At 64.3% G+C, this 23,350-nt stretch carries 17 protein-coding genes and 1 pseudogene; 8 read left to right on the top strand and 10 right to left on the bottom strand.

What is annotated here, in order from left to right:
• A complete protein-coding gene (locus JVX98_RS17960) occupies nt 1-1,095 on the top strand; it encodes a hybrid-cluster NAD(P)-dependent oxidoreductase (protein WP_192447610.1) in 1,095 nt (364 codons plus the stop codon).
• A gap of 221 nt (nt 1,096-1,316) precedes the next feature.
• Here JVX98_RS17960 and JVX98_RS17955 read toward each other — a convergent pair.
• Nucleotides 1,317-2,354, bottom strand: a pseudogene (locus JVX98_RS17955) (glycoside hydrolase family 25 protein); the annotation flags it as partial.
• A gap of 373 nt (nt 2,355-2,727) precedes the next feature.
• Between JVX98_RS17955 and JVX98_RS17950 the strand changes: the two are divergent.
• Nucleotides 2,728-3,180 (top strand): BA14K family protein, encoded by a 453-nt coding sequence (locus JVX98_RS17950; RefSeq protein ID WP_371826553.1) that lies wholly within the window; start codon nt 2,728-2,730, stop codon nt 3,178-3,180.
• Between the two features lie 130 nt (nt 3,181-3,310).
• Here JVX98_RS17950 and JVX98_RS17945 read toward each other — a convergent pair whose 3' ends face one another.
• The gene (locus tag JVX98_RS17945; RefSeq protein WP_205239360.1) at nt 3,311-3,745 is read right to left on the bottom strand and encodes a VOC family protein; all 435 of its coding nucleotides are present in this window, start codon (nt 3,743-3,745) and stop codon (nt 3,311-3,313) included.
• A gap of 75 nt (nt 3,746-3,820) precedes the next feature.
• On the bottom strand, nt 3,821-4,810 hold the full coding sequence (locus tag JVX98_RS17940) for a transporter (RefSeq protein WP_205239359.1): 990 nt from the start codon (nt 4,808-4,810) through the stop codon (nt 3,821-3,823).
• A gap of 286 nt (nt 4,811-5,096) precedes the next feature.
• On the opposite strand from JVX98_RS17940, the gene JVX98_RS17935 reads away from it, so the two are divergent.
• From JVX98_RS17935 to JVX98_RS17920, 4 genes are all read left to right on the top strand, one after another.
• Complete coding sequence (locus JVX98_RS17935; protein ID WP_205239358.1) at nt 5,097-6,878, top strand: acyl-CoA dehydrogenase; 1,782 nt, start codon at nt 5,097-5,099, stop codon at nt 6,876-6,878.
• A gap of 11 nt (nt 6,879-6,889) precedes the next feature.
• Nucleotides 6,890-7,642 carry a crotonase/enoyl-CoA hydratase family protein gene (locus tag JVX98_RS17930; protein ID WP_192447606.1) on the top strand — a complete coding sequence of 251 codons (753 nt, stop codon included), beginning with the start codon at nt 6,890-6,892 and terminating at the stop codon, nt 7,640-7,642.
• A gap of 380 nt (nt 7,643-8,022) precedes the next feature.
• Nucleotides 8,023-10,101 carry a methyl-accepting chemotaxis protein McpU gene (gene mcpU, locus JVX98_RS17925; RefSeq protein WP_246765057.1) on the top strand — a complete coding sequence of 693 codons (2,079 nt, stop codon included), beginning with the start codon at nt 8,023-8,025 and terminating at the stop codon, nt 10,099-10,101.
• A 330-nt stretch (nt 10,102-10,431) separates the two neighbouring features.
• Nucleotides 10,432-12,606 (top strand): methyl-accepting chemotaxis protein, encoded by a 2,175-nt coding sequence (locus tag JVX98_RS17920; RefSeq protein ID WP_246765038.1) that lies wholly within the window; start codon nt 10,432-10,434, stop codon nt 12,604-12,606.
• 300 nt (nt 12,607-12,906) lie between these two features.
• Here JVX98_RS17920 and JVX98_RS17915 read toward each other — a convergent pair whose 3' ends face one another.
• Together JVX98_RS17915 and JVX98_RS17910 are read right to left on the bottom strand one after the other, a co-directional pair.
• The gene (locus tag JVX98_RS17915; protein ID WP_205239356.1) at nt 12,907-14,157 is read right to left on the bottom strand and encodes a class I SAM-dependent RNA methyltransferase; all 1,251 of its coding nucleotides are present in this window, start codon (nt 14,155-14,157) and stop codon (nt 12,907-12,909) included.
• On the bottom strand, nt 14,154-14,924 hold the full coding sequence (locus JVX98_RS17910; RefSeq protein WP_205239355.1) for a TlyA family RNA methyltransferase: 771 nt from the start codon (nt 14,922-14,924) through the stop codon (nt 14,154-14,156). Before JVX98_RS17910 ends, JVX98_RS17915 begins: the two co-directional genes overlap by 4 nt.
• A gap of 232 nt (nt 14,925-15,156) precedes the next feature.
• Here JVX98_RS17910 and JVX98_RS17905 point away from each other — a divergent pair, with 232 nt between their 5' ends.
• Nucleotides 15,157-17,370 carry a methyl-accepting chemotaxis protein gene (locus tag JVX98_RS17905; RefSeq protein ID WP_205239354.1) on the top strand — a complete coding sequence of 738 codons (2,214 nt, stop codon included), beginning with the start codon at nt 15,157-15,159 and terminating at the stop codon, nt 17,368-17,370.
• 70 nt (nt 17,371-17,440) lie between these two features.
• Here JVX98_RS17905 and dxs read toward each other — a convergent pair whose 3' ends face one another.
• The 5 genes from dxs to JVX98_RS17880 form a co-directional block, all read right to left on the bottom strand.
• On the bottom strand, nt 17,441-19,354 hold the full coding sequence (gene dxs / locus JVX98_RS17900; protein ID WP_034801149.1) for a 1-deoxy-D-xylulose-5-phosphate synthase: 1,914 nt from the start codon (nt 19,352-19,354) through the stop codon (nt 17,441-17,443).
• 246 nt (nt 19,355-19,600) lie between these two features.
• The gene (locus JVX98_RS17895) at nt 19,601-20,524 is read right to left on the bottom strand and encodes a pirin family protein (protein ID WP_205239353.1); all 924 of its coding nucleotides are present in this window, start codon (nt 20,522-20,524) and stop codon (nt 19,601-19,603) included.
• Nucleotides 20,525-20,687: 163 nt separating this feature from the next.
• The gene (locus tag JVX98_RS17890) at nt 20,688-20,939 is read right to left on the bottom strand and encodes an exodeoxyribonuclease VII small subunit (RefSeq protein ID WP_173515809.1); all 252 of its coding nucleotides are present in this window, start codon (nt 20,937-20,939) and stop codon (nt 20,688-20,690) included.
• 2 nt (nt 20,940-20,941) lie between these two features.
• Nucleotides 20,942-21,871: a histone deacetylase family protein gene (locus tag JVX98_RS17885; RefSeq protein ID WP_205239352.1), complete on the bottom strand. Its 930-nt coding sequence runs from the start codon at nt 21,869-21,871 to the stop codon at nt 20,942-20,944.
• 62 nt (nt 21,872-21,933) lie between these two features.
• Nucleotides 21,934-22,905, bottom strand: coding sequence for a zinc-dependent alcohol dehydrogenase family protein (locus JVX98_RS17880; protein WP_205239351.1), 972 nt, complete (start codon nt 22,903-22,905; stop codon nt 21,934-21,936).
• A 16-nt stretch (nt 22,906-22,921) separates the two neighbouring features.
• On the opposite strand from JVX98_RS17880, the gene JVX98_RS17875 reads away from it, so the two are divergent.
• The gene (locus JVX98_RS17875) at nt 22,922-23,323 is read left to right on the top strand and encodes a thioesterase family protein (RefSeq protein WP_043619822.1); all 402 of its coding nucleotides are present in this window, start codon (nt 22,922-22,924) and stop codon (nt 23,321-23,323) included.
• Nucleotides 23,324-23,350: the final 27 nt, after the last annotated feature.

Here is a 23,350-nt window from a genome sequence, read left to right as displayed (position 1 = left end):
ATGCAGATGGCCCCTTCGTTTCACCATTTCGACGCGCTGCATGTCTGGATCGATCGGCAGCAGATGCTCGAATGCACATCGGCTGTCGTCGAGACCGCCGATGTCATGACCTTCACCTTCCGGGCCGAAAAGCCCGCCTGGTTCCGCTATCTCCCCGGGCAATTCGTAACGCTCGAACTGCCGGTCGCCGACGAGCCGGTCATGCGGACCTACACGCTGTCGTCGACGCCATCGCGGCCGCTTTCAATCGCGGTCACGGTGAAGGCGCAGGCCGACAGCATCGGCACCCGCTGGATGTTCGAGCATCTGAAGCCGGGCATGAAGCTCCGCGCCTTCGGTCCGCTCGGCGATTTCAGCTTCGTGCGCCATCCGGGCGACAAGTATCTGTTCATCTCGGCCGGCTCCGGCATCACGCCGATGATGTCGATGACGCGCTGGATGGCGGATTGCGTGCCCGAGACGGATGTGACCTTCATCTCCTGCGCGCGTCGTCCGGACGATCTGCTGTTCCGTTCGGAACTGGAAGTCCTGGCCACGCAGATGTCCGGGCTCAACCTCGGCTTCATCGTCGAGGGGCATGAGGCGCGCCACGGCTGGCACGGATTGCGCGGCCGCATCGACGGCGCCAAGCTGCCGCTGCTTGCGCCCGATTTCATGGACCGCACCGTCTTCTGCTGCGGGCCCGAACCCTTCATGCGCGGCGTGCGCGAGATGCTGAAATCGGCCGGTTTCGACATGGGCCGCTATCACGAGGAGAGCTTCCAGCCAGCGGCGGCACCCGCCGCGGAAGAGATCGCCGTGCGCGCCGGTGCCGGTGACGAGGGCGAGATCCAGGCGGCCAAGGTCGCCTTCACCATGAGCGGCAAGGAGGTCGAGGCCAAGCCCGGCCAGACGATCCTGCAGGCGGCGCGCGCCAACGGGGTGCGCATCGGCGCTGCCTGCGAAGGCGGCATCTGCGGCACCTGCCGGGTGATGAAGGTCGCGGGCGAGGTCGAGATGAACCACAATGGCGGCATTCTCGACGACGAGATCGACGAAGGCTACATCCTCGCCTGTTGCTCGCGACCACTTGGCGACGTCCAGATCGAAGCCTGAGGGCGTCGATGCATGTCGCGAGAAGTGCGCCGCGGTTTTGCAGCAGCGACGTGCATAAAGGATGAGAGCTTAAAGCCTGTCGCGAGATCCTTTTTCACGCGACAGGCTTAGGGCGCGTTGCAGGGGATCGGATTGGCCGAAACGCTTGCCGGGGCGTCGGTGCCGGTCGCCGTTTTCGGGCATGTGCCCTGGGCGGCTTCATTGCCGGCAATCGCCACCTGCAGGGCGCGCTCCTGGCGGGCGAAATCGATCGAGCCGGTCACCATCATGTCGACGCCGCTGCCGGCGCCGCTCGCAGCGTCGGCGCGGCTGACGAGCAGCGGCTCGCTAAACATCGCAGTCGCCCGTGCGACCGCCTGCATGCCCGTTCCCCGCTCGGCTTGGGCGACGAGCATTAGCGGTAGCGTCTTTTCCGGCAGCAAGGCGCCTTGTGCCCAGATCGCTTTCAGCGCCGGCGGCGACATCGCCGCCACATTGACGTCGATGTCGTCAAGCGTTCCCGGCACGCGGTAGGGGCAGCGGCGCTTTCCGCAGTTGATGCCCGAGGAGAACTGCCACAGCGCGTAACTGTCCCAGTTGCCCATCGGGAAGACCTGGCGGATATCCGGCTTGTAGCGGGCGTACCAGAGCGGCAGACGCGACAGCAGCCGGTGCTTGGCCCGGTGCGCGGCGATGTATTTGGCGGTGATGTGGTTGGTGTAGAGGATCGGGTAGCGCCCGGTCCGGGTCTTGATGTGCCCGGCGAAGATGGCGGCGTCCTCAAGCGACATGTACTTGTCCGGATCAATGCCTTCGAGATCGAGCACCATCAGTTCGTCGTCGCGCGGATCGGCGTAGTCGAGGAAATGGTTCGCCTGGTCGACGGGATTGCCCGGACGGGCGAGGTGGTAGGCGCCCCAGAGCAGCCCGTGCGAGCGGGCAATCATCCGGCGGGTCTGGTAGAGTTCGCGGCTGACGGCGTATTTGCGCCACATGGTCTTGCAGTGGTTGAAGGTGTCGCCGTTATGGTCGCCGGTGCAGGAGAAGCTTTCGGGCAGGCCGTCGGAGGCCTTGGCGATGAAGCCGGAAATGCGCTTGTCGCCAAGCATCGTTTCCCAGTCGATACTGTTCATCTCATAGGCGTCGACGATGATGGCGTTCGATTTGGTCTTCCAGGGCTCCAGTTCACCGGCGCGTGCGACAGCCGCCGCGAAAGCCAGACCGATGAAGGTCGCGAGGCGCAGAATCATCCCTGTCGTGGAGATACACCGCTTTGCCATTCTCTGAGATTGCCGACAGTATCGTTAACGCATCGTAAATCCCAGCCCCCGAGCGGACTGTGCGGGAGCGGCGCGCGAATGTATACCGACCTGCGGCTGTATATAAGTGATTGCTTTCATGGTCGCGACAGGTAGTCGATGATGCGGCAAAGCGCGCCACGGCAACGGGTGTCGGCCGCGCGAGCTGATCCCAAAGGACGCGGAAGATGGAACAAAACCGGTGACTTATGCGTTGTCGGTCGATTTCGGATTTCCCGGCTGAGGGACATCCCCGGATCGGCCTCGGTCGGGGTGAAATCATGGAAAAGGTTGAAATGTCGCGGCAACCCGAAGCCGGGGGCGCGCAACATGCTTTCGGTGATGGAGGGATTTGATGAAGAATGTGCTGAAGTCCGGGATGGGCCGGTGGTTTTCCGTGGCTGTTGCGGCGGCCGTGCTGGTGACGTCGGCTGCCCCGTCGCAGGCCTTCACGCCGACCCCGCCGCGCGTCGAGCGGCAGAACGATGTGGTCGATGTCCAGTATCGCAGACCGGGCATGGAGCGTCGCGGCGGCTATTACTACTACAACGGCTACCGCGGTTATAACTATCGCCGTCCTGGCTATCGCTACTACAATGGCTGGTGGTATCCGATGGCAGCCTTTGGCACCGGCGTCATTATCGGCGGGGCGATTGCCCAGCCGCCGCGCTATACCCGTCCGGCGCCCGTTTATGGCAGCCGCCATGTGCAATGGTGCTACGACCGCTACCGCTCGTACCGGGCCTACGACAATACCTATCAGCCCTATGGAGGTCCGCGCCGCCAGTGCTATTCGCCCTATAGCTAACGGGGAGGCAGGGCCGGGCGCTTCCGCTCCCGGCCTTTTTGCGTCCGGCTTCGCATGAGACCCGTCGCTGCGCGCGCTCTGGGACTGGCCGATAGCACCGTCGTGCCCGGCGAGAACTTGTCCCGCGGTGCTAAAGTTCTTGGGCGAGCCCGATGAGCAGACCTTCAGGCCCGCGGATGTAGCAAAGTCGGTAGGCGTCCTTGTACTGGACCACTTCGCCGACCAGCTGCGCGCCGCGTTTGCGGAGCCGCTCAAGCGTCTCGTCGACGTCGTCGACGGCGAACATGACGCGAAGGTAGCCAAGCGCATTGACCGGAGCCGTGCGGTGATCGGCGACCACCGGCGGCGCGAGGAAGCGGGAAAGCTCGAGCCTGCTATGGCCATCCGGCGTGCGCATCATGGCAATTTCGACATGCTGATCGCCAAGCCCGGTAACACGCCCGGCCCATTCTCCTTCGATCTCCGCCCGACCTTCGAGTTCAAGGCCAAGTTCACGAAAGAAATCGATCGTCCCTTCGAGGTCTCCGACGACGATACCTATGTTGTCCATTCGCTTGAGCGCCATGCTTCCAATCTCCACGGTGTCGTTCTGGCTGCTCTCTTCAACACCGAACGCTTGGTGAGGGTTCCGAGCGGCGTCTCAGAGAATGCCGATCCGCCGGAGAATCCACCAGGCAAATGCCATGGAGAGCGCGATAAACAGTGCTGCGTAAAGCGTGCCAGTGCCGTCGGCGAAGGGCAGCGCCCCGGTGTTCATGCCGAAGAAGCCGGTGACCAGCGTCGGCGGCAAGAGGAAGGCGGTCATCAGTGACAGGATGTAAAGATGCCGGTTGGTCTCCGAGGAGATCTTGCTGTCGATCTCTTCATGCAGCAGTCGTGCCCGCTCCTGCAGCGCAAAGACGTCGCGGTCGACCGCTTCGAGCCGGTCGGAAAGCCGCTCCGCTGCGTCGATGAAGCCTGGCGGCACCTCGTCCTCATCCGATGCGCCCGCACGCCGCAGCAAGGCGAGGATCGTGCGCAGGTGCCGGTGCAGCCGCACCACGGTCCTGCGCAGCGGCGCAAGCCCCGGCTGCTGCCGATGCCCGGCCTCGCCATAGACATGGTCCTCGATGACGTTCAGGTCCTCGGTCAACTCCAGAACCAGCGAAATCAGCGTGCGCTGGAATTCGACGACGATCATCTCGAAGAGGTCGATCGGCCGTGCGCATTTCGTGCTCTTCTCGACGGCCGCCTTGACTCGGTCGATGCTGCGCAGCGGATGCAGGCGGGTGGTGATGATAATGCGCTCGCTCACGGCGAAATGCAGCCAGCCGATCGTCTTCGTCACTGCGTCGAAGGTGCGCTCGAAGTCGACGAGCGTGCCGTGCACGATATCGTCTGAAACGGTGATGGCGGCCTGGGTGTCGTGGCTCGTCAGCGTGGCGACCGCGAGCGGCGGCAGGTTGCCGACCCGCTCGATGAGCGCAGGCGTTCGCGCGTCCGAGAGCGCCAGATGAACCCACACCCATCCGTCGCCTTCAAGCAGGCTGTCGATCGAGGCGTCGGTGGCGATCCGCTGGCAGCGGCTTTCGCCAGGCAGGAAACGATAGGCCCAGACGATGCCGGGTATTTCGGGGGAAATCAGGTTCATCTGAACGCCTTGTCCAGGGTGGGCTACCTGTTCCGATCCATGGCTGGCGATGGAAGGGCGGAACATGCAGCCATTCAAAGTGCTACAGTGACCGCCGCGTCTTCGACAACGTGCGGCACTGTCTGTCTTGGCTTCTATGCGCCGTTGATGACAGTTTTGTTACGGGTGGCCGAAGCCCGATGCTCGGGATGCCCACGGCAATTGACGTTGACGTTTACGTAAAAATCAATAGTGTTCGGCGCACAAGGCAGCGCCCGGCGCGACCTGGCTATCTGGGAGGATCATCATGTACAAGGCACCCGTCGACGAGATCGCGTTCACGCTGAAGCACGTGGCAGGCATGGGCGATGCGCTGCAATCGGGCGCGTTGGGCGATCTCGGCGAAGACCTGGTCGATGCTATTCTTTCCGAGGCCGGCCGGTTCGCGACGGAAGAGGTGGCGCCGCTTGGCGACATCGGCGACAAGCAGGGCTCGCGTCTTGTCGAAGGCAAGGTCGAGACCCCGGATGGCTGGCGCGACCTCTACCACAACTGGATCGCCGGCGGCTGGAACGGGTTGACCGCGCCGGAAGATTTCGGCGGCCAGAACCTGCCGCACATGCTGCACGTCGCCGCCATGGAAATGTGGAACGCCGGCTCCATGGCCTTCGCACTTGGCCCGACGCTCACGATGGGCGCCGTCGAGGCGCTGGAAAAACACGGCTCCGATCAACTGAAGGCCACCTATCTGCCGAAGATGGTTTCCGGCGAATGGACCGGCACGATGAACCTGACCGAGCCGCATGCCGGCTCCGACCTCGGTGTGCTAAAGACGCGCGCCGAGCGCCGCGACGACGGCACCTACCGCATCTTCGGCCAGAAGATCTTCATCACCTGGGGCGAACACGATTTCACCGACAACATCGTCCATCTGGTGCTGGCGCGGCTTCCCGATGCGCCGGCCGGAACCCGCGGCATCTCGCTCTTCCTCGTGCCGAAGTTCCTCGTCAATCCGGACGGTTCGCTCGGCGAACGCAACGATCTCTTCTGCCATTCGCTCGAACACAAGCTCGGCATCCATGGATCGCCGACCTGCACGATGATCTACGGAGACGGCAAGTTCGGGGCTGAAAAGGGCGCGATCGGCTATCTGATCGGTGAGGAAAACCGCGGTCTCGCCTGCATGTTCACGATGATGAACAACGCCCGTCTCGCGGTCGGCATGCAGGGTGTGGCCATCGCCGATGCCGCGACCCAAAAGGCGATCGCCTTTGCCAAGGAGCGCACCCAGGGCAAGGCGCCCGGATGGACGGGGCAGGGCATGAGCCCGATCATCGAGCACCCGGATGTCGCCCGCATGCTGCTGACGATGAAGGCGCTGACGCAGGGTTCCCGCGCAATCTCCTATGCCTGCGCCCACGCCGTCGACATGGGGCACACGGCTGAAAGCGAGAAGGCGAAGTTCTGGAAGGAGCGCTCCAGCCTGCTGACGCCGATCGCCAAATCCTTCTCGACCGATGCCGGCGTCGACGTCGCCTCGCTCGGCATCCAGGTCCATGGCGGCATGGGCTTCATCGAAGAAACCGGGGCCGCCCGCTACCTGCGCGACGCCCGCATCGCGCCGATCTACGAGGGTACCAACGGCATCCAGGCGATCGACCTCGTTACCCGCAAGCTGCCGCTCTCCGATGGTGGCCACGTGCGCGGCTTCATTGCCGAATTGCGCGAGATCGCAGCGGCCGTTCGCGCCTCGAACCGCGACGGTTTCGGCGAGACGGCCGCCCGGCTCGATGTGGCGCTGGACGATCTTTCGGCTGCGACCGAGTGGCTGATTGCGGCGGTTGCCGACGGCAAACTCGCAGAAGCGCTCGCCGGGGCCACCGCCTACCAGCGCCTCTTTGGCCTGGCGCTGACCGGCGCCTATCTCGCAAAGGGTGGTCTGGCGGAAGTGAGCGATGGCAAGGACGATCAGCGCATCGCACTCTGCCGCTTCACCGCTGAAAACCTGTTGGCCGAGACTGCCGCGCTGAAGGACCGTGTCGTCAACGGCGCCGACAGCCTCGCCGTCGCCCGCGCCGTTCTGGCTTGAAAGGACCCATCATGACCGACCACGTGCTCATCGAACGGCCGGAAGCGCACCCCGGCGTCCAGGTGATCCGCTTCAACCGGCCGGAAAAGAAAAACGCCATCACGCGCGAGATGTACGCGAAGATGACCAATGCGCTGACGGTTGCGTCGAGTGACCCGGCCGTGCGCGCCACCGCCTTTCTCGGCACGGATGGCTGCTTCTCCGCCGGCAACGACATGGCGGACTTCCTGGCCTTCGCCATGGGCGGCTCTATGGGCATGGAAGTAATCGAATTCCTGAAGGCGCTCGCGACCGCAACCAAGCCTGTCGTTTCGGGCGTCGATGGTCTGGCGATCGGCATCGGCACGACGATCCATCTCCATTGCGACCTGACTGTTGCCTCCGAGCGCTCGCTGTTCAAGACACCCTTCGTCGACCTGGCGCTGGTGCCGGAGGCGGCCTCCAGCCTGATCGCGCCGCGCATCATGGGCCACCAGCGCGCCTTTGCCCTGCTTGCCGCCGGTGAACCGCTCACCGCACGCGAGGCCGTCGACGCCGGGCTGATCTGGAAGGTCGTCGGCCAGGATGCAGTCGAGAGCGAAACGCTGGCGCTCGCCGCCCGGCTCGCCAAGAAGCCGCCGGAGGCGCTTCGCATCGCCCGCGATCTCGTGCGCGGCGACCGCAGCGACGTGCTGGCCCGCATCGACGAGGAAGCAAAACACTTCGCAGCGCAGTTGAAGAGCGCCGAAGCGCGCGCCGCCTTCGAGGCCTTCATGCGCCGCTAATCCAGCTTGGATTTCGTGAAGCACGAGACGGGTGCCGTCTGTGCACCCGTTTTGCATTCGGGGGCAAGCTCCTACCCGCCCGGCGGTAAAGATCCCGTTGCCGCCGCCATCGCGAACTTGCATATATCAATTTTAATTTCTTCTTAAATACCGGTCGCTAGCGTCCTGCGCGATAGGCCTATCCTCTTTTCGGGATGGCCCCAGCCGCATGAAGCAGGGCTGGCCCCGCCTTCTGGCATGTTCAACGTTTTCCCGTCAGCCTCTGCGCGCCGTCTTCACGGACGGACGATGGATGCTGCGCGAAAATCATCAAGAGCTCATGTCCGGCGGTCGCCGCCGGCACCCATTGGGAGCCCACCTTGTCCAAGCGATCGAACCTCATGACGCGCATCCTCGTTGCCGCGTCCTGTGTCGTCGTCGGCGCCTTCGCCGGCTTTTCCGTATACATCGACAGCCTGCAGCGCGACACGACCACCAATGCCGTCGAGGAGAACATTGCCTCCTCCGGCACCCAGGCCGCGCAGAGCGTCGCCAAGTGGCTGAACGGCCGCGTCACACTGACGGCGATGGTGGCTGATGCCACCGGCAACGTCGCGGATGACGGTGGGGTCCAGCCGATCCTGAAGAACGACGTTCTCACCAGTGAATTCATGTCGACCTATGTCGGCAACGAAAGCGGCAAGTTCATCACCTGGCCCGACAATCCGATGCCGGCCGGCTACGATCCGCGCCAGCGCCCCTGGTACCAGCAGGCCGTCAAGGCTGACGCTCGCGTGCTGACCGAACCCTATGTCGACGCGTCGAGCGGCGCTCTGATCATCAGTGCGGCCGTTCCGGTCAAGCGCGACGGCAAGCTCTATGGCGTTGCCGCCAGCGACTTCTCGCTCGAAACCCTGGTGACCATGATCAAGGGCGTCGACGTCGGCGGCGAGGGCTTTGCCTTCCTCGCGAGCAAGGACGGCCAGATCCTCGTCCATCCCGATGCCAAGCTGGTCACCAAGTCGCTTGCCGATGCCTTCCCGATCGACACGCCGGCAATCGGCACCGGCATCATGAACACCGAGCTCGACGGCAAGCCGATGCTGGTGAGCTTCGTTCCGGTTCAGGGCCTGCCCTCGGTCGAATGGTATATCGGCTTCGTCATCGACGCCGATGCCGCCTATTCGGCGATCGACCAGTTCCGCATTGCCGCGACCATCGCCACGATCCTCGCGGTCGGCGTGATGCTCGTCTTCCTCGCGACCTTCCTCAACCGCCTCGTCATCCGTCCCGTCACGGACATGACCGGCGCGATGGAAAAGCTCGCTTCGGGCAACCACAACGTCGAGATCCCCGGCGAAGAGCGGACCGACCAGATCGGCTCCATGGCCGCCGCCGTCGCCGTGTTCAAGGCCAACGCCGTCGAGCGTGCGCGCCTTGAGAGCGAAGCGGATGCGAACCGCTCGCTGTCGGAGCGCGAGCGTCTTGAGCGTGAGGCGCAGAAGGCGCGGGATGCGGCAGAGATCCAGCAGGCCGTCGATGGCCTCGCATCCGGCCTTGGCCGCCTTGCCGAAGGCGATCTCGCCTACCGCATCGACAACCCCTTCGCCGACCGTCTCGATCGCCTGCGCGCCGACTTCAATAACTCGGTCGCGAAGCTCCACGACACGCTTTGCGCCGTCGGCGCCAACGCCCGCGGCATCGATGCCGGCGCGACAGAAATCCGCTCGGCCGCCGACGATCTTGCCCGCCGCACCGAACAGCAGGCAGCCTCGGTCGAGGAGACCGCCGCAGCGCTCGAAGAGATCACCACGACCGTCAAGGACTCCGCCCGCCGGGCTGAGGAAGTCGGCGCGCTCGTCGCCCGCACCCGTGCCGGTGCCGAGAAGTCCGGCGAGGTTGTGGCGAACGCCGTAGACGCGATGCACGCGATCGAGAAGTCCTCTGGCGAGATCTCCAACATCATCGGCGTCATCGATGACATCGCCTTCCAGACGAACTTGCTTGCGCTGAACGCCGGCGTCGAGGCAGCCCGTGCCGGGGAAGCCGGTAAGGGCTTTGCCGTCGTCGCCCAGGAAGTCCGTGAACTCGCGCAGCGCTCGGCCAATGCCGCCAAGGAAATCAAGGCGCTGATAACCACCTCGGGCAATCAGGTCAGGAACGGCGTGACGCTCGTCGGCGATACCGGCAAGGCGTTGCAGACGATCGTTTCCGAAGTGCAGGAGATCAACAAGCACGTGAGCGCGATCGTGACCGCCACGCGCGAACAGTCGACCGGACTTCAGGAGATCAACACGGCCGTCAACACTATGGACCAGGGCACGCAGCAGAACGCGGCGATGGTCGAGGAACAGACGGCCGCCAGCCATGGTCTCGCGTCCGAAGCCGCCTCGCTCAACGCACTGCTGGCCCAGTTCAATCTTGGCGATACGCAGAGCGTATACGCATCGGCGACCAGCCACCGCCGCCGCGCAGCCTAGTCTTCGCCGACATTCGACAGCTAAAAGGCCCGGGAGACCGGGCCTTTTCTTTGCGCACTGCATCAGGATTCTCGCTTTTCACTGCAGGATCGCGAGTCATCCCCTTGTTTCTTAAGCTTTGATAAATCGGTCGCGCATACCGTTTCTTCGCCGCGAAATGACTTCGCCCGCACGTCGCCTCCAGCATTCATCATCGCGATGTGCTCCAGACATCTGTCCCAATGCTCAGCGTGCCCGTCACGCAATCGATGATTTGGCCGCGCACGACCGCAATGGCGGAGGCGCGAGGGGAGACATACGGTGATCCTAAAGACTGCAACGGCAAGAAATATGTTCGCCATCGTGATGACCGGCCTTCTGACCTCGATGGTCACCGCCGCCGTCGTCTTCTGGCTCTCCTATCAGCAATTGCGTGAGCGCAGCATCGCCGAGATGACCAATGCCGCATCCGCAAGCGCGCGCAGCGTCGAGACGAAGTTTGCCGAGGCAAAGACGCTCGCAAACAACATCCGCTCCGCTCTCTATGCGGTGAAGGGCACCGGCGAGCCCTCGCGCGCCGAAATCGAAACCCTGATGAAACGCTGGATCGTCGATAACCCGCTTGCCGTGGGGATGAGCACAGGCTGGGAGCCCAACGCCTTCGACGGCAAGGACGCCGAGTTCGTCGGCAAGCCAGGTCACGATGCGACCGGCCGCTTCGTTCCCTATATCGCCCGCTCCGGCGACAAGGTGATCCACGAGGCGCTGGCCGATTATGACAAGCCGGGCCCCGGCGACTACTACCAGATCCCGAAGAAGACCGGCCTCGATATGGTCACCGAGCCCTATGTCTACCCGATCAACGGCAAGGACGTGCTGATGACCTCGATCATGGTGCCGCTGAAGAAGGACGGCGCCTTCATCGGTGTCGTCGGCGTCGACATGGCGCTTGGCGAACTGTCGACCGAACTCGCCAAGCTGAAGCCCTTCGGCACCGGATTCGTCTCACTGCTCAGCAAGGACGGCAGCATCATCAGCCACCCCGATGCCAAGGTGCTCGGCAAGGTGCTGAAGGACACGCCGCTTGTGGGTGAGGGGTGGGGAGACCTCTTGAGCCACACCGGCCAGGCCTTCGCGCTGAAGCACACGGATGGCAGCGCGCATCTGGCCGTCGCCGTGCCGGTGAACCTGTTGCCCGACACGGAATGGTATGTCGTGGTCTCGGTTCCCGAAGCCACGGTCTTTGCCGGCCTTTCGCAGCTTGCGATGATCTCGATCGCCGTCATTGCCGTTGCTGCCGCGATCATGATCATCGTCGGCTGGACGCTGGCAAGCCGCTTCCGCAAGCGCGTCGCCAATGTCATCGGCGTCACCGGCCAGATCGCGGCCGGCGAGACCGACGTCGACCTGTCCGAGGCCGAGCGCAAGGACGAGATCGGCGATCTCGCCCGCTCCCTGCGGGTCCTGCGTGATGCGACGATCGCGAAGATGCACCTCGAAAGCGAAGCGGATGCGAACCGCTCGCTGTCGGAGCGCGAGCGTCTGGAACGCGAAGCGCAGAAGGCGCGGGATGCGGCCGAAATCCAGCAGGCCGTCAATGGTCTTGCGACGGGCCTTGGCCATCTGGCCGAAGGCGATCTTGCCTACCGCATCTATGACCCCTTCGCCGATCGCCTCGACAGTCTCAGAGCCGACTTCAACAACTCGGTCGCCAAGCTCCACGACACGCTTTGCGCCGTCGGCGCCAACGCCCGCGGCATTGACGCCGGCGCGACGGAAATCCGCTCGGCGGCCGACGATCTTGCCCGCCGCACCGAACAGCAGGCAGCGTCGGTCGAGGAGACCGCCGCAGCGCTCGAAGAGATCACCACGACCGTCAAGGACTCCGCCCGCCGGGCTGAGGAAGTCGGCGCGCTCGTCGCCCGCACACGTGCCGGTGCCGAGAAGTCCGGCGAGGTTGTGGCGAACGCCGTAGACGCGATGCACGCGATCGAGAAGTCCTCTGGCGAGATCTCCAACATCATCGGCGTCATCGATGACATCGCCTTCCAGACGAACTTGCTTGCGCTGAACGCCGGCGTCGAGGCAGCCCGTGCCGGTGAAGCCGGTAAGGGCTTTGCCGTCGTCGCCCAGGAAGTGCGTGAACTCGCGCAGCGCTCGGCCAATGCCGCCAAGGAAATCAAGGCGCTGATCACCACCTCGGGCAATCAGGTCAGGAACGGCGTGACGCTCGTCGGCGATACCGGCAAGGCGCTGCAGACGATCGTTTCCGAAGTGCAGGAGATCAACAAGCACGTGAGCGCGATCGTGACCGCCACGCGCGAACAGTCGACCGGACTTCAGGAGATCAACACGGCCGTCAACACCATGGACCAGGGTACCCAGCAGAACGCGGCAATGGTCGAGGAGCAGACGGCGGCAAGCCATGGGCTGGCGTCCGAAGCCGCCTCGCTCAACGCATTGCTTGCGCAGTTCAATCTGGGTGACGTTCAGATGGGCGGTGGTGGTCGTCGTCGCGCGGCCTGAGTGCGAGCGGATCGTCAAAACGCTGCAATAACAAGGTCATAGGGCGCTTGCCGTGAATCGAAATGGCAAGCGCTTCAAGCCTGACATGACAAAGGCCCGGGAAACCGGGCCTTTGTCATTGGTACGCCTCTTCTTCGTTCGCCGACTCCTCCACCTGTCATCCTCGGGCTTGACCCGAGGAGCCAGTGCGATGGAGTTCGAGGCTCGGAGATGGATGCTCGGGTCAAGCCCGAGCATGACGGAGGGAGCGGAATAGTCTGGGAAAGCTGAACAGCAGGCAGGCCCGGAAACCGGGCCTGTTCACTTCTCCAGCGTCACCACCGCCTCGACATGAGACGACCAGAGAAACTGGTCGATCGGCGTCACCGAGGTGATGCGGTAGCCGGCGGCCGTCAGGATCGAGAGGTCGCGCGCGAGCGTCACTGGGTTGCAGGAAACGGCGACGACCTTCTTGACACCGGAGCGGGCGATCTCGTGACACTGCGTTTCCGCGCCGGCCCGTGGCGGGTCGAAGACAATGGCATCAAACACCTTCAGTTCCTGCGCCATGACCGGGCGGCGGAAGAGGTCACGCTTCTCGACCGTCACCGGCTTCAGCCCTTGCGTATTGCGGGCGGCCACGTCGAGCGCCTTCAGCGCCTTGTCCTCGCCTTCGACCGCATGGACGCGTGCCTTGCGGGCGATGCGCAGCGCGAAGGTGCCGCAGCCGGCAAAGAGGTCTGCGACGCGCTTGGACTTGCCGAGATGGTCGAGCACCAGCTTCGCCATCGCTTCTTCGGCTTGTGCCGTCGCCTGCGTGAAACTGCCGGGCGGCGGCGAAACGGAAACGCCGCCGAAATCGATGACCGGCTTCACCGGCTCGACGATGATTTCGCCATTGAGGCTGACGCGCGCGATGCCGCGTTCGCCGAGCACGGCTTCGACCGTGCGGCGGCGCACGCTGTCGTCAAGCTTCTTGATGCCGTCGACGTTGAGATCGAGCCCGGAGAGCGTTTCGAGCACGGTGATGCGGAAGGGCTCGGCATTGACCGCCATCGCAGTGCCGATCCTGGCGATGGTTGCGAGCTTCGAGGCGATGCCCGGGCTCGCGATCGGACATTCCGAAATCGCGACGATGTGGTGGCTTTCCGCCTGGTTGAAGCCGAGCAGCAGGTCCTTCTCGGTCTTGCGCGCCGTGAAAACCGCACGCCGGCGCTGGCCCGGCTCGGCGGTGATGAGCGGCGCAACCTCGGGCGTCAGGCCTTTCGACTTCAGGGCGGCGATCACCAGATCGCGCTTGAAACCGTGGTAGAGCGTGTCCGAGGCATGCTGCATCGTGCAGCCGCCGCATGTGCCATTGACGCCATCCGGCCCGAAGTGCCGACAGTGCGGCTCGACACGTTCGGGCGAGGCTTCTCTCACCGAGATCAGCGTGCCGTGCGATCTGTTGACGGCGAGCGCGACGCTTTCGCCAGGCAGCGTGAAGGGCGCATAGATCGGTCCGTCCGGACCGTCGGCAATGCCGTCGCCTTGGGCGCCCAACCGTTTGACGGTGACGGCTTCGGTGGTCATGGCTTCTTGCCCGCGAGCAGGAATTCGACATTGCCGTCGCCGCCGGCAATCGGCGAGGGGATGAGCCCGAGGCTCTGCCAGCCCATGTCTTCGACGAGCCAGCGCTCGAGTTCGGCGGCAACATCCGGCGCGCTCTCGGGATCCTTGAGCAGGCCCGCCTTGCTGATCGCATCGCGACCTGCCTCGAATTGCGGCTTTACGAGCAGAATGCAGTGCGCGCCCGGCAAGGCCATGTCGAGTGCCGGCGGCAGGGCGAGCTTGAGCGAAATGAACGAGACGTCGGAGACGACGAAGGTGACGTCGCGGTCGTCGATGTCCTCCTCGGTCATCGCGCGGGCGTTGAGGCCCTCGATGCTGGTGACGCGTTCGTCGCCCTCGATGCGCGGATGGATCTGGCCATGGCCGACGTCGATCGCGACCACGTGCTCGGCTCCGCGCTTCAACAGCACTTCCGTGAAACCACCGGTCGAGGCGCCGATATCGACGCAGCTTTCGCCTGAGGGGTCGAGCCCGAAATAATCGAGCGCCGCGACCAGCTTCAGCGCGGCGCGCGAGACGTAGTCCTGCGCCGGGTCGTCGATGGTGATCGTCACGGTCTCGGCAAACATGGACGCTGCCTTGGTGACCGTGCGGCCGTCGACCTTGACGGTCCCGCGCTGGATTGCGTCACGGGCGCGCGCGCGGCTTGCGACGAGCCCCGAGTTCAGCAGCAACTGATCGAGGCGGACCCGGTTCTTGTGTTCTTCGTTCTGGCGATCTTCTGACATGTGCTTCTCATGGCGGCTTGCCGGCGCATTGGCAAGCCCCCGCATTCACGGCGATCGGAGGACACAGTTAGAAACCCCTAAAAAATAACTGAATATTCACCCAACCTTAAATGATGGATGCGACATAGTAGGGATGTCGCACCTGCATGACGCAGGACCTCCGCCGCAAGCCGGACCTCCCGACACAATCTGTTCTTCCCACCTGACGCCTCCGGGCGCAAGGAGTTGCTGCATGCCGCGTTTTCACCTCAGGATCTCCCATCGCATCGGTCTGCTCGTGCCGATCGCCGTCGCCGGTATCCTGGCGATTGTTGCAATCTTCGTCGTGGAGAAGGGCCTCGAGGAGGACTACCGACGGCAGGTGCAGGTGCATCGTGACGCGGAGCGCGCATTGCTGAGACTGGAGATACAGTTCCTGCAAAACCGCCGTGCCGAAAAGGACTTCCTGCTGCGCAGGGAAGATCGATATGCCGCGGCCCATGACGAAACCGCCGCAAAGGCGCAGGCGACGATGGCCGAGCTCGGCAAGCTGCTCGACAGCTCGTCGACACGGAGCGAGCTGCAGACGATTTCCGAGGGCTACGAGCGCTATCTGAAAGCCTTCTCGGCCGTTGCCGAGGCCAACCGTACGCTCGGTCTCGATCCAGCCGCCGGCAAAGAGGGCGCGATGCGAACCGCCGTCCATGCGGTCGAGGAGTTGTTGAAGCCGATCAAGGACAAGGGGCTCCAGGCGAGCATGCTGACGATGCGTCGCCACGAGAAGGACTTCATCATGCGGCGCGACCACAAATACGTGGAGAAGCACGCCGAGGAAGTGAAGGCTTTCACCGGCGCGCCGGCAGAGCTGTTCGGCGGTGCGGACCTGCAGGGCAAGGTCCTCGCGGCGCTCAAGGACTACGCGACCGCCTTCAACGACTACGCGGCTCTTGCGGAGAACGAGACGGCGCTGCGGGCGACGATGTCGAAGGCCTTTGCCGATGTCGAGCCGGTGTTCGAGCAGATGGCGGGCGCCATCGAAACGGAGAAGGTCAAGTCCGAAACCGAAAGTGCGTCCACCCAGAAGTCGCTCGAGGCGATCGCACTGGCGGCCGTTGTCGCGGCGATTGCTGTCATTGCAGCGACCGTCTTCCTCGTCGGGCGCACCATCTCGCGGCCGATCGTTGCCACCACCCGCTCCATGACCCGCCTTGCCGACGGTGATGTTGCATCGTCGATCCCCTATTCCGGCCGCAAGGACGAGATCGGCGAGATGGCCGGCGCGGTCGAAATCTTCCGCCAGGCGGCGATCGCCAACCGCAGGCTGGAGGCGGAGGCCGCTGAAAACCGCAAACGGGCCGAGGCCGAACGCATTCGCCTGCAAGAAGACGCCGAAGCCGCTGCACAGGCCCGCCTGATCCAGGCGACCTCCGGCCTTGCCGGCGGTCTCAAGCGCCTCGCCGCCGGCGATCTCGCCTTCCAGCTTAGCGAACCCTTTGCGCCCGATTTCGAGCAACTGCGCCACGACCTGAACAGCGCCGTCGCCCAGCTCGGCGATGCGCTGTCGGCGGTCGCCGACTCGAGCCGCTCGATCGACGGCGGCTCGCGCGAGATCAGCGAGAGCGCCGACGACCTGTCACGCCGCACGGAGCAGCAGGCCGCAGCCCTGGAAGAAACCGCGGCCGCCCTGGACGAGATCACCGCCAATGTCGCCAACTCGACGAAGCGCGCAGAGGAAGCCCGGCATGTCGCCGTCGAGGCCAACGCCAGCGCCGCCAAGTCCGGCAGCGTCGTTGCCGATGCGGTCGAGGCCATGCGCCGGATCGAGCATTCCTCCGGTCAGATCTCCAACATCATCGGCGTCATCGACGAGATCGCCTTCCAGACGAACCTTCTGGCCCTCAACGCCGGCGTCGAAGCGGCGCGTGCGGGCGAAGCCGGCAAGGGCTTTGCGGTCGTGGCCCAGGAGGTGCGTGAACTTGCACAGCGCTCGGCGCAGGCCGCCAAGGAAATCAAGGAACTGATCCGCAATTCGTCCGTCGAGGTCGAAGGCGGTGTCCGGCTGGTGCGCGACACCGGTGCGGCCCTACAGGCGATCGGCGACCATGTGGTCACCATCAACGAGCACATGAGCGCAATCGCCGTGTCCTCGCGAGAACAGTCCGTGGGCCTGACCGAGGTGAACACGGCGGTCAACCAGATGGACCAGGTGACGCAGAAGAACGCAGCCATGGTCGAGGAAGCCAACGCCGCAAGCGCCCAGCTTGCCAACGAGGCAGTCCGCCTGCGCGAACTGATTACCCGCTTCACCCTTCCGGGCCAGGCGCGCGCAGCAACGACCGCAGATCTGCGCACCGCCGCCCGCGCCATGGCGGCACCGGCAGCCACGCCCGCACAACGCTTCACACCCACCCGCCCGCTGTCACGCGGCAACGCCGCGGTGGCGCAGGACGATTGGCAGGAATTCTGATCGACTGATGCAGAACGCAAAAACCCCGGCGATGAGCCGGGGTTTCTGTTTCATGCTATGCGAGGACCTATCAGCCGGCAGCGCCGATCCCGATGTCCTGCTTCTGGCCGAGTGCCTTGAAGACGGTCGAGACGATACCGGCGCGGTCGAGGCCGGCGGCGGCATACATCGCCTCGGGTTTGGCCTGTTCCATCCAGACGTCGGGCATGACCATCGGGCGAACCTTGAGGCCGCCGTCGAGCAGGCCGTCCTCGGCCAGGAACTGCAGCACGTGGCTGGCAAAGCCGCCGACGGCACCTTCCTCGATGGTGATCAGCACCTCGTGGTTGCGGGCAAGCTCGCGGATGAGATCATGGTCGAGCGGCTTGGCAAAGCGCGCATCGGCGACCGTGGTCGAAAGCCCGGCGGCGTCGAGGTCTTCGGCGGCCAGCAGACAGTCGGCCAGGCGGGTACCGAAGGACAGCAGCGCCACCTTGGAGCCCTCCTTGACGATGCGGCCCTTGCCGATCTCGAGGATCTGGCCGCGCTCCGGCATCTCGACGCCCACGCCTTCGCCGCGCGGATAGCGGAACGAGATCGGGCCGGCGTCGTAGGCAGCGGCCGTGCGCACCATGTGCTTCAGTTCCGCCTCGTCGGCGGCCGCCATCACCACAAAACCGGGGAGGGTGGCAAGATAGGTCGTGTCGAAGGAGCCAGCGTGGGTCGGGCCGTCGGCGCCGACGAAACCGGCACGGTCGATCGGGAAGCGTACCGGCAGCCCCTGGATCGCCACGTCGTGCACCACCTGGTCGTAGCCGCGCTGCAGGAAGGTCGAATAGAGCGCTGCGAACGGCTTGTAGCCTTCGGCGGCAAGACCGGCGGCAAAGGTGACGGCATGCTGTTCGGCAATGCCCACATCGAAGCAGCGCGACGGATGGACCTTGGCGAACTTGTCGAGACCGGTACCCGAAGGCATCGCGGCGGTGACGGCGACAATCTTGTCGTCGAAACCGGCTTCCTGCGTCAGCGCGTCGGCAAAGACCGAGGTATAGGCGGGCGCGTTCGGCTTGGCCTTCGCCTGCGCGCCAGTGATGACATCGAATTTGTTGACGCCGTGGTACTTGTCGGCTGCGGCTTCCGCCGGCGGATAGCCCTTGCCCTTCTGCGTCACCACATGGATCAGCACCGGACCCTTGGCGTTGTCGCGCACATTGCGCAACACCGGTAGCAGATGGTCGAAGGAGTGCCCGTCGATCGGGCCGATATGGTAGAAGCCCATCTCTTCGAACAGCGTGCCGCCCGTGACGTAGCCACGGGCGTGTTCGACAGCGCGGGTGATCGCCCGGTCGACGGTCTTGCCGAGATAGGCGGTCAGTTTCTTGCCGACTTCGCGGATGCCCATATAGGTGCGGCCGGAGGCAAGGCGTGCGAGATAGGCGCTCATCGCGCCGGTCGGCGGCGCAATCGACATGTCGTTGTCGTTGAGGATGACGATCAGCCGCGCGTCGAGCGCGCCGGCATTGTTGAGCGCCTCATAGGCCATGCCGGCCGAAAGCGCACCGTCGCCGATGACGGCAATAACATTGCGGTTCTTGCCGTCGAGATCGGCCGCGACCGCCATGCCGAGGCCGGCCGAGATCGAGGTAGAGGAATGCGCAGCACCGAAGGGGTCGTATTCGCTCTCGGCGCGGCGGGTGAAGCCTGAGAGGCCGCCTTCCTGACGGAGCGTGCGGATACGGTCGCGGCGGCCGGTCAGGATCTTGTGCGGATAGCACTGGTGGCCGACGTCGAAGATCAGCCGGTCATGCGGCGTGTTGAACACCTTGTGGATGGCGATCGTCAATTCGACGACGCCGAGGCCCGCGCCAAGATGGCCGCCGGTGCGCGACACTGCGTCGATCATTTCCGCCCGGACTTCTCCGGCAAGCTGCGGCAGATCCTTGTCGTCGACCTTCTTCAGGTCGTCGGGATAAGTCACCTTGTCGAGCAAGGGAGTAGCCGGCATCGGATTGGTTGGCAGTTGTGTCACGCTGCATGCCTCATGCGCGCCCCAAAGGTCGGGCGCGCGATAGTTGGTGGGTACCGTCGAAGCGGCTCTTTAGACGCAATCGTTGCTGAATGCAAAATTAGGCGTTCCTGCGTCATCAACCAAGAGACTAGCGCATGATTCTGTGAATCGAAATCGATTCAAGCACCATGAGGCAATGTTGCGCGGTTTTCCGCACCCAGCCTGTGCCACTTTAGGTCGCGGTCAACCCTCGGGCAGCGGAACGAATTCCTCTTCGTCTCCGGGCACGATGTCGAAGCGTCCGCTGCGCCACTCTTCCTTGGCTTTCTCGATGCGTTCCTTGGACGAAGAAACGAAATTCCACCAGATGTGGCGGGACGATCCGAGCGCTGCACCGCCGAAAAGCATGACGTGACAGCCTTGCGGTCCGGCCTTGACCGTGATCTCGTCTCCGGCGCGGAAGACGAGCAACTGGTTGTCGGCGAAATGATCGCCGGCAATGATTGCCTCGCCGGAGAGGATATAGAGCGCGCGCTCTTCCCACTGCGCCGCAAAGGGGGCGCTCTTGCCGGGTGCGATATTGAGGTCGACATAGATCGTGTCGGTGAAGACCGAGACCGGCGACTTCGCGCCCTCGAAATTGCCGATCACCACTCGCGCCTTGATGCCGTTGTCGCTCATATGCGGCAGCATTCGCTCTTCGGTGTGGCTGAAGATCGGGTCGATTTCTTCCTTGTGGTCGGGCAGCGCCAGCCAGGTCTGCAGGCCCGAGATCGAGCGCTCATGACCGCGCTGGTTCTCCGGCGAGCGTTCGGAGTGCACGATGCCGCGGCCGGCCGTCATCAAGTTCACGTCGCCGGGGCGGATGACCATTTCGGTGCCGAGGCTGTCGCGATGCTTGATCTCGCCGTCGAAGAGATAGGTGACGGTCGACAGGCCGATATGCGGGTGCGGGCGCACGTCGATCGCCTCGCCGGCGCGCAGCAGCGCCGGTCCCATGCGATCGAAGAAGATGAAGGGGCCGACCAGGCGGCGCTTCGCCGTCGGCAGGGCGCGGCGAACCTGCAGCCCGCCGATGTCGCTGGTGCGCGGAACGATCAGATGTTCGATGGCGTCGCAGGCGGGCTTGTCGCCGGCGAGCGGGTCGGGGCCTGGAAAGAAAGACATGGCGCTTGCTCCCGTTTTTGCTGTCGCATCAAGTACTAACGCCTATGAAACCAGGCGGGTAGGGGCGAAGCCGGGACGCAGTGTTTCCGCGTGACGATCAATCCGATCTTGGCAATTCCGGGAAAAGCGTGAAGCGGTTTCCGTCCGGAATTGCGATGAGTGATCAGTCGGCGTCGAGCGGCTCCACGCCCTGCGGCTTGCCGGCGCGGTCGAGGCGGATCTTTTCGATGCGGTCCTCGGCTGCCTTCAGCAGTGCTTCGCAGTGCTTCTTCAGCGCTTCGCCGCGCTCGTAGATCTCGATCGATTTGTCGAGGGCGACATCGCCGCGCTCCAGCGCCGAAACGATCCGCTCCAGTTCTTCGACAGCCTGCTCGAAGGAGAGGGTGGAAACGTCCGGTTGCGTGGTGGTGTTCATCGTTACCCTCTCATCAGTCTCAAAATGTGCAGGCCGGCCGATTCGGCCAGTCCCTGAAGGTCATAGCCGCCTTCGAGCAGGCTGACCATGCGGTTGCCGGCGCTGCGATCGGCGATCTCGTGCAGGCGTCCGGTCGCCCAGTCGAAATCCTCGGCGACGAGATTGATCTGCGCCAGCGGATCGCGGTGGTGGGCGTCGAAGCCGGCGGAGATCAGGATGAAGTCCGGGCGGAAGTTTGTTAGCGCGGAAAGGATCCGGCTGCGGAACGCCTCACGGAAATGCTCGCTGCCCATATTCGGCGACAGCGGTGCGTTGACGATGTTGCCCTTGATGCCCGTCTCGTCCTTGGCGCCGGTGCCGGGATAGAGCGGCATCTGGTGCGTCGAGCAGAAAAGCACCGAGGGGTCGTCCCAGAAGATGTCCTGTGTGCCGTTGCCGTGGTGCACGTCCCAGTCGACGATCGCGACCCGTTCGGCGCCGTGGACCTTCTGGGCGTAGCGGGCGGCGATCGCCACCGTGTTGAAAAGGCAGAAGCCCATCGCCTTGTTCTTCTCGGCGTGGTGGCCCGGTGGTCGCGCCGCGACGAAGGCGTTGTCGGTCTCGCCGGTAAAGACGGCGTCGACCGCGGCGGTCGCCCCGCCGATCCCGGTCAGCGCCGCCTCGAGGCTCAAGGGGCTCGCGTAGGTGTCCGCCTCGAAATTGTTGAGGCCTTCTTCCGGAATGGCGCGCCTGACGGCAGCGAGATGCTCTTCCGGATGGGCGAGCAACACGAGGTCTTCGCTTCCCTTCTTCGCCTCGATCCGCTTGAGATCGGAGAAGTTCGGGTGTTCGAGCGCAAGGTTCAGCGCCTTCAGCCGGTCCGGCCGCTCAGGATGCTCCTCCGGAACCTCGTGTTCCAGAAAGACCGGATTTTCATAGAGGAACGTGGTCATGCCCGGAACCTAGTGCGCGCACCCCGCAAGGTCCATGGTGACGCAGCCGAAAGACAGATTTTTCAACAGCGCGGATCGAGCAGCAGCTTGCCGTCGCGGCCCGGATCCGCCTGATGCGCAAGCGCCGCGTCGAGCCGGCTCAGCGGATAGATTTCCGCGATGCGGCTGGAAAAGAGACCCGACCGCAAACCTTCGAAACTCTTGGCAAAGGCCGCCTCGATCGCCGGTCGCCCGGCCGAATGCACCCAGGTGCGCAGCCACAGGAAGGAGAAGCGGATATCCGGCCGCGCCTGGATGGTTGCCTGCGGCACCGGCACGCCGCTGAGCGCCCCGTACTGGATGAAGGCGCCGCCGGGGTTGAGCGTGCGCTGGATGAGATCGCCGGCATATGGGCCACCGACCGCGTCGATGATTGCATCGAGGCGAAGCTGCGGCACATGGCTCTCGTCGCCAAGCACGATGTGGCCGGGGACCTCGGTTGCCAGTCGTTCAGCGCTGCGTGCGCTTCGAACGATGCCGGTGGTATCAGCGCCTTCGCCGGCCAGCAGCTTCATCAGCATGCCGCCGATCGCCGAGCCTGCCGCGGTGACGCCGATACGGCGGCCATCGAGCGAGCCGAAATGCGTACGCAGCGCCTCGATCAGTTGCAGCGCCGTCAGCGGATTGACGTAGCAGGTAGCAGCATCGGTCTCGCCGATATCCTCGGGCACGGCGAAACACCATGCGGCCGGCCGGATCAGATACTCCTGCCACAGACCGCTGGCGCCGATCGGCACGACGCGGTCGCCGACTTTCAGCGTCGTGACGCCGGTGCCGATGCGCGTCACCGTGCCGAAGCCCTCGAAGCCGGGCGCGAAGGGCAGCGTGGTGCGGGCGCTATAGGCGCCGGTCACCGGGATGAGATCGGACGGGTTGATGGCGGCGAGCGACAGCGCCACCTCGACTTCGCCCGCCGCAGGCGCCACGCGTTCGGCGTCGACGAGCGCAATCACTTGCCGGGGATCGCCGAACTGGCTAACGAGGGTGGAGCGCATCGTCAGGGAGCCTCGCATGGACGGCAGGGAGCTGGAGAACGTCACGGAAATCCGCATTCCGTTTCGCGATATAGACATGCACGGCCACATGCACAATGCCGCCTATTATGCCCATGCGGAGGCGGCACTTTCCAGCCTCTGGCGCCACCGTCCGCATGTGGTGAACGAGCCGAGCTATCTCGTCCGTCGTTCGGCCTGCGTCTATCACCGTGGCCTGCGTTACGACGAGCCGGCCCGTCTTACCGTCAACGTGGCGAAGGTCGGCGGCAGCTCGATCAGCTTTGTCGTCAAGGTCGAAGCGCGCGGCCAGCTCGCGGCCGAAGTCGAGGTCGTCTGGGTCGCAGTCGATCCGCAGCGCCACACGCCGCTGCCGCTGCCTTCAGCGACGCGCGAATGGCTGGCGGCCTATTCGGTCTAGCCCAAGCAATTCCAGGAAAAGTGCGAA

This window comes from Ensifer sp. PDNC004, from assembly GCF_016919405.1.
GTDB lineage: Bacteria > Pseudomonadota > Alphaproteobacteria > Rhizobiales > Rhizobiaceae > Ensifer.
The sequence above is the reverse complement of the archived record's forward strand: the minus strand, read 5'-3'. Positions and strand labels throughout refer to the sequence as shown.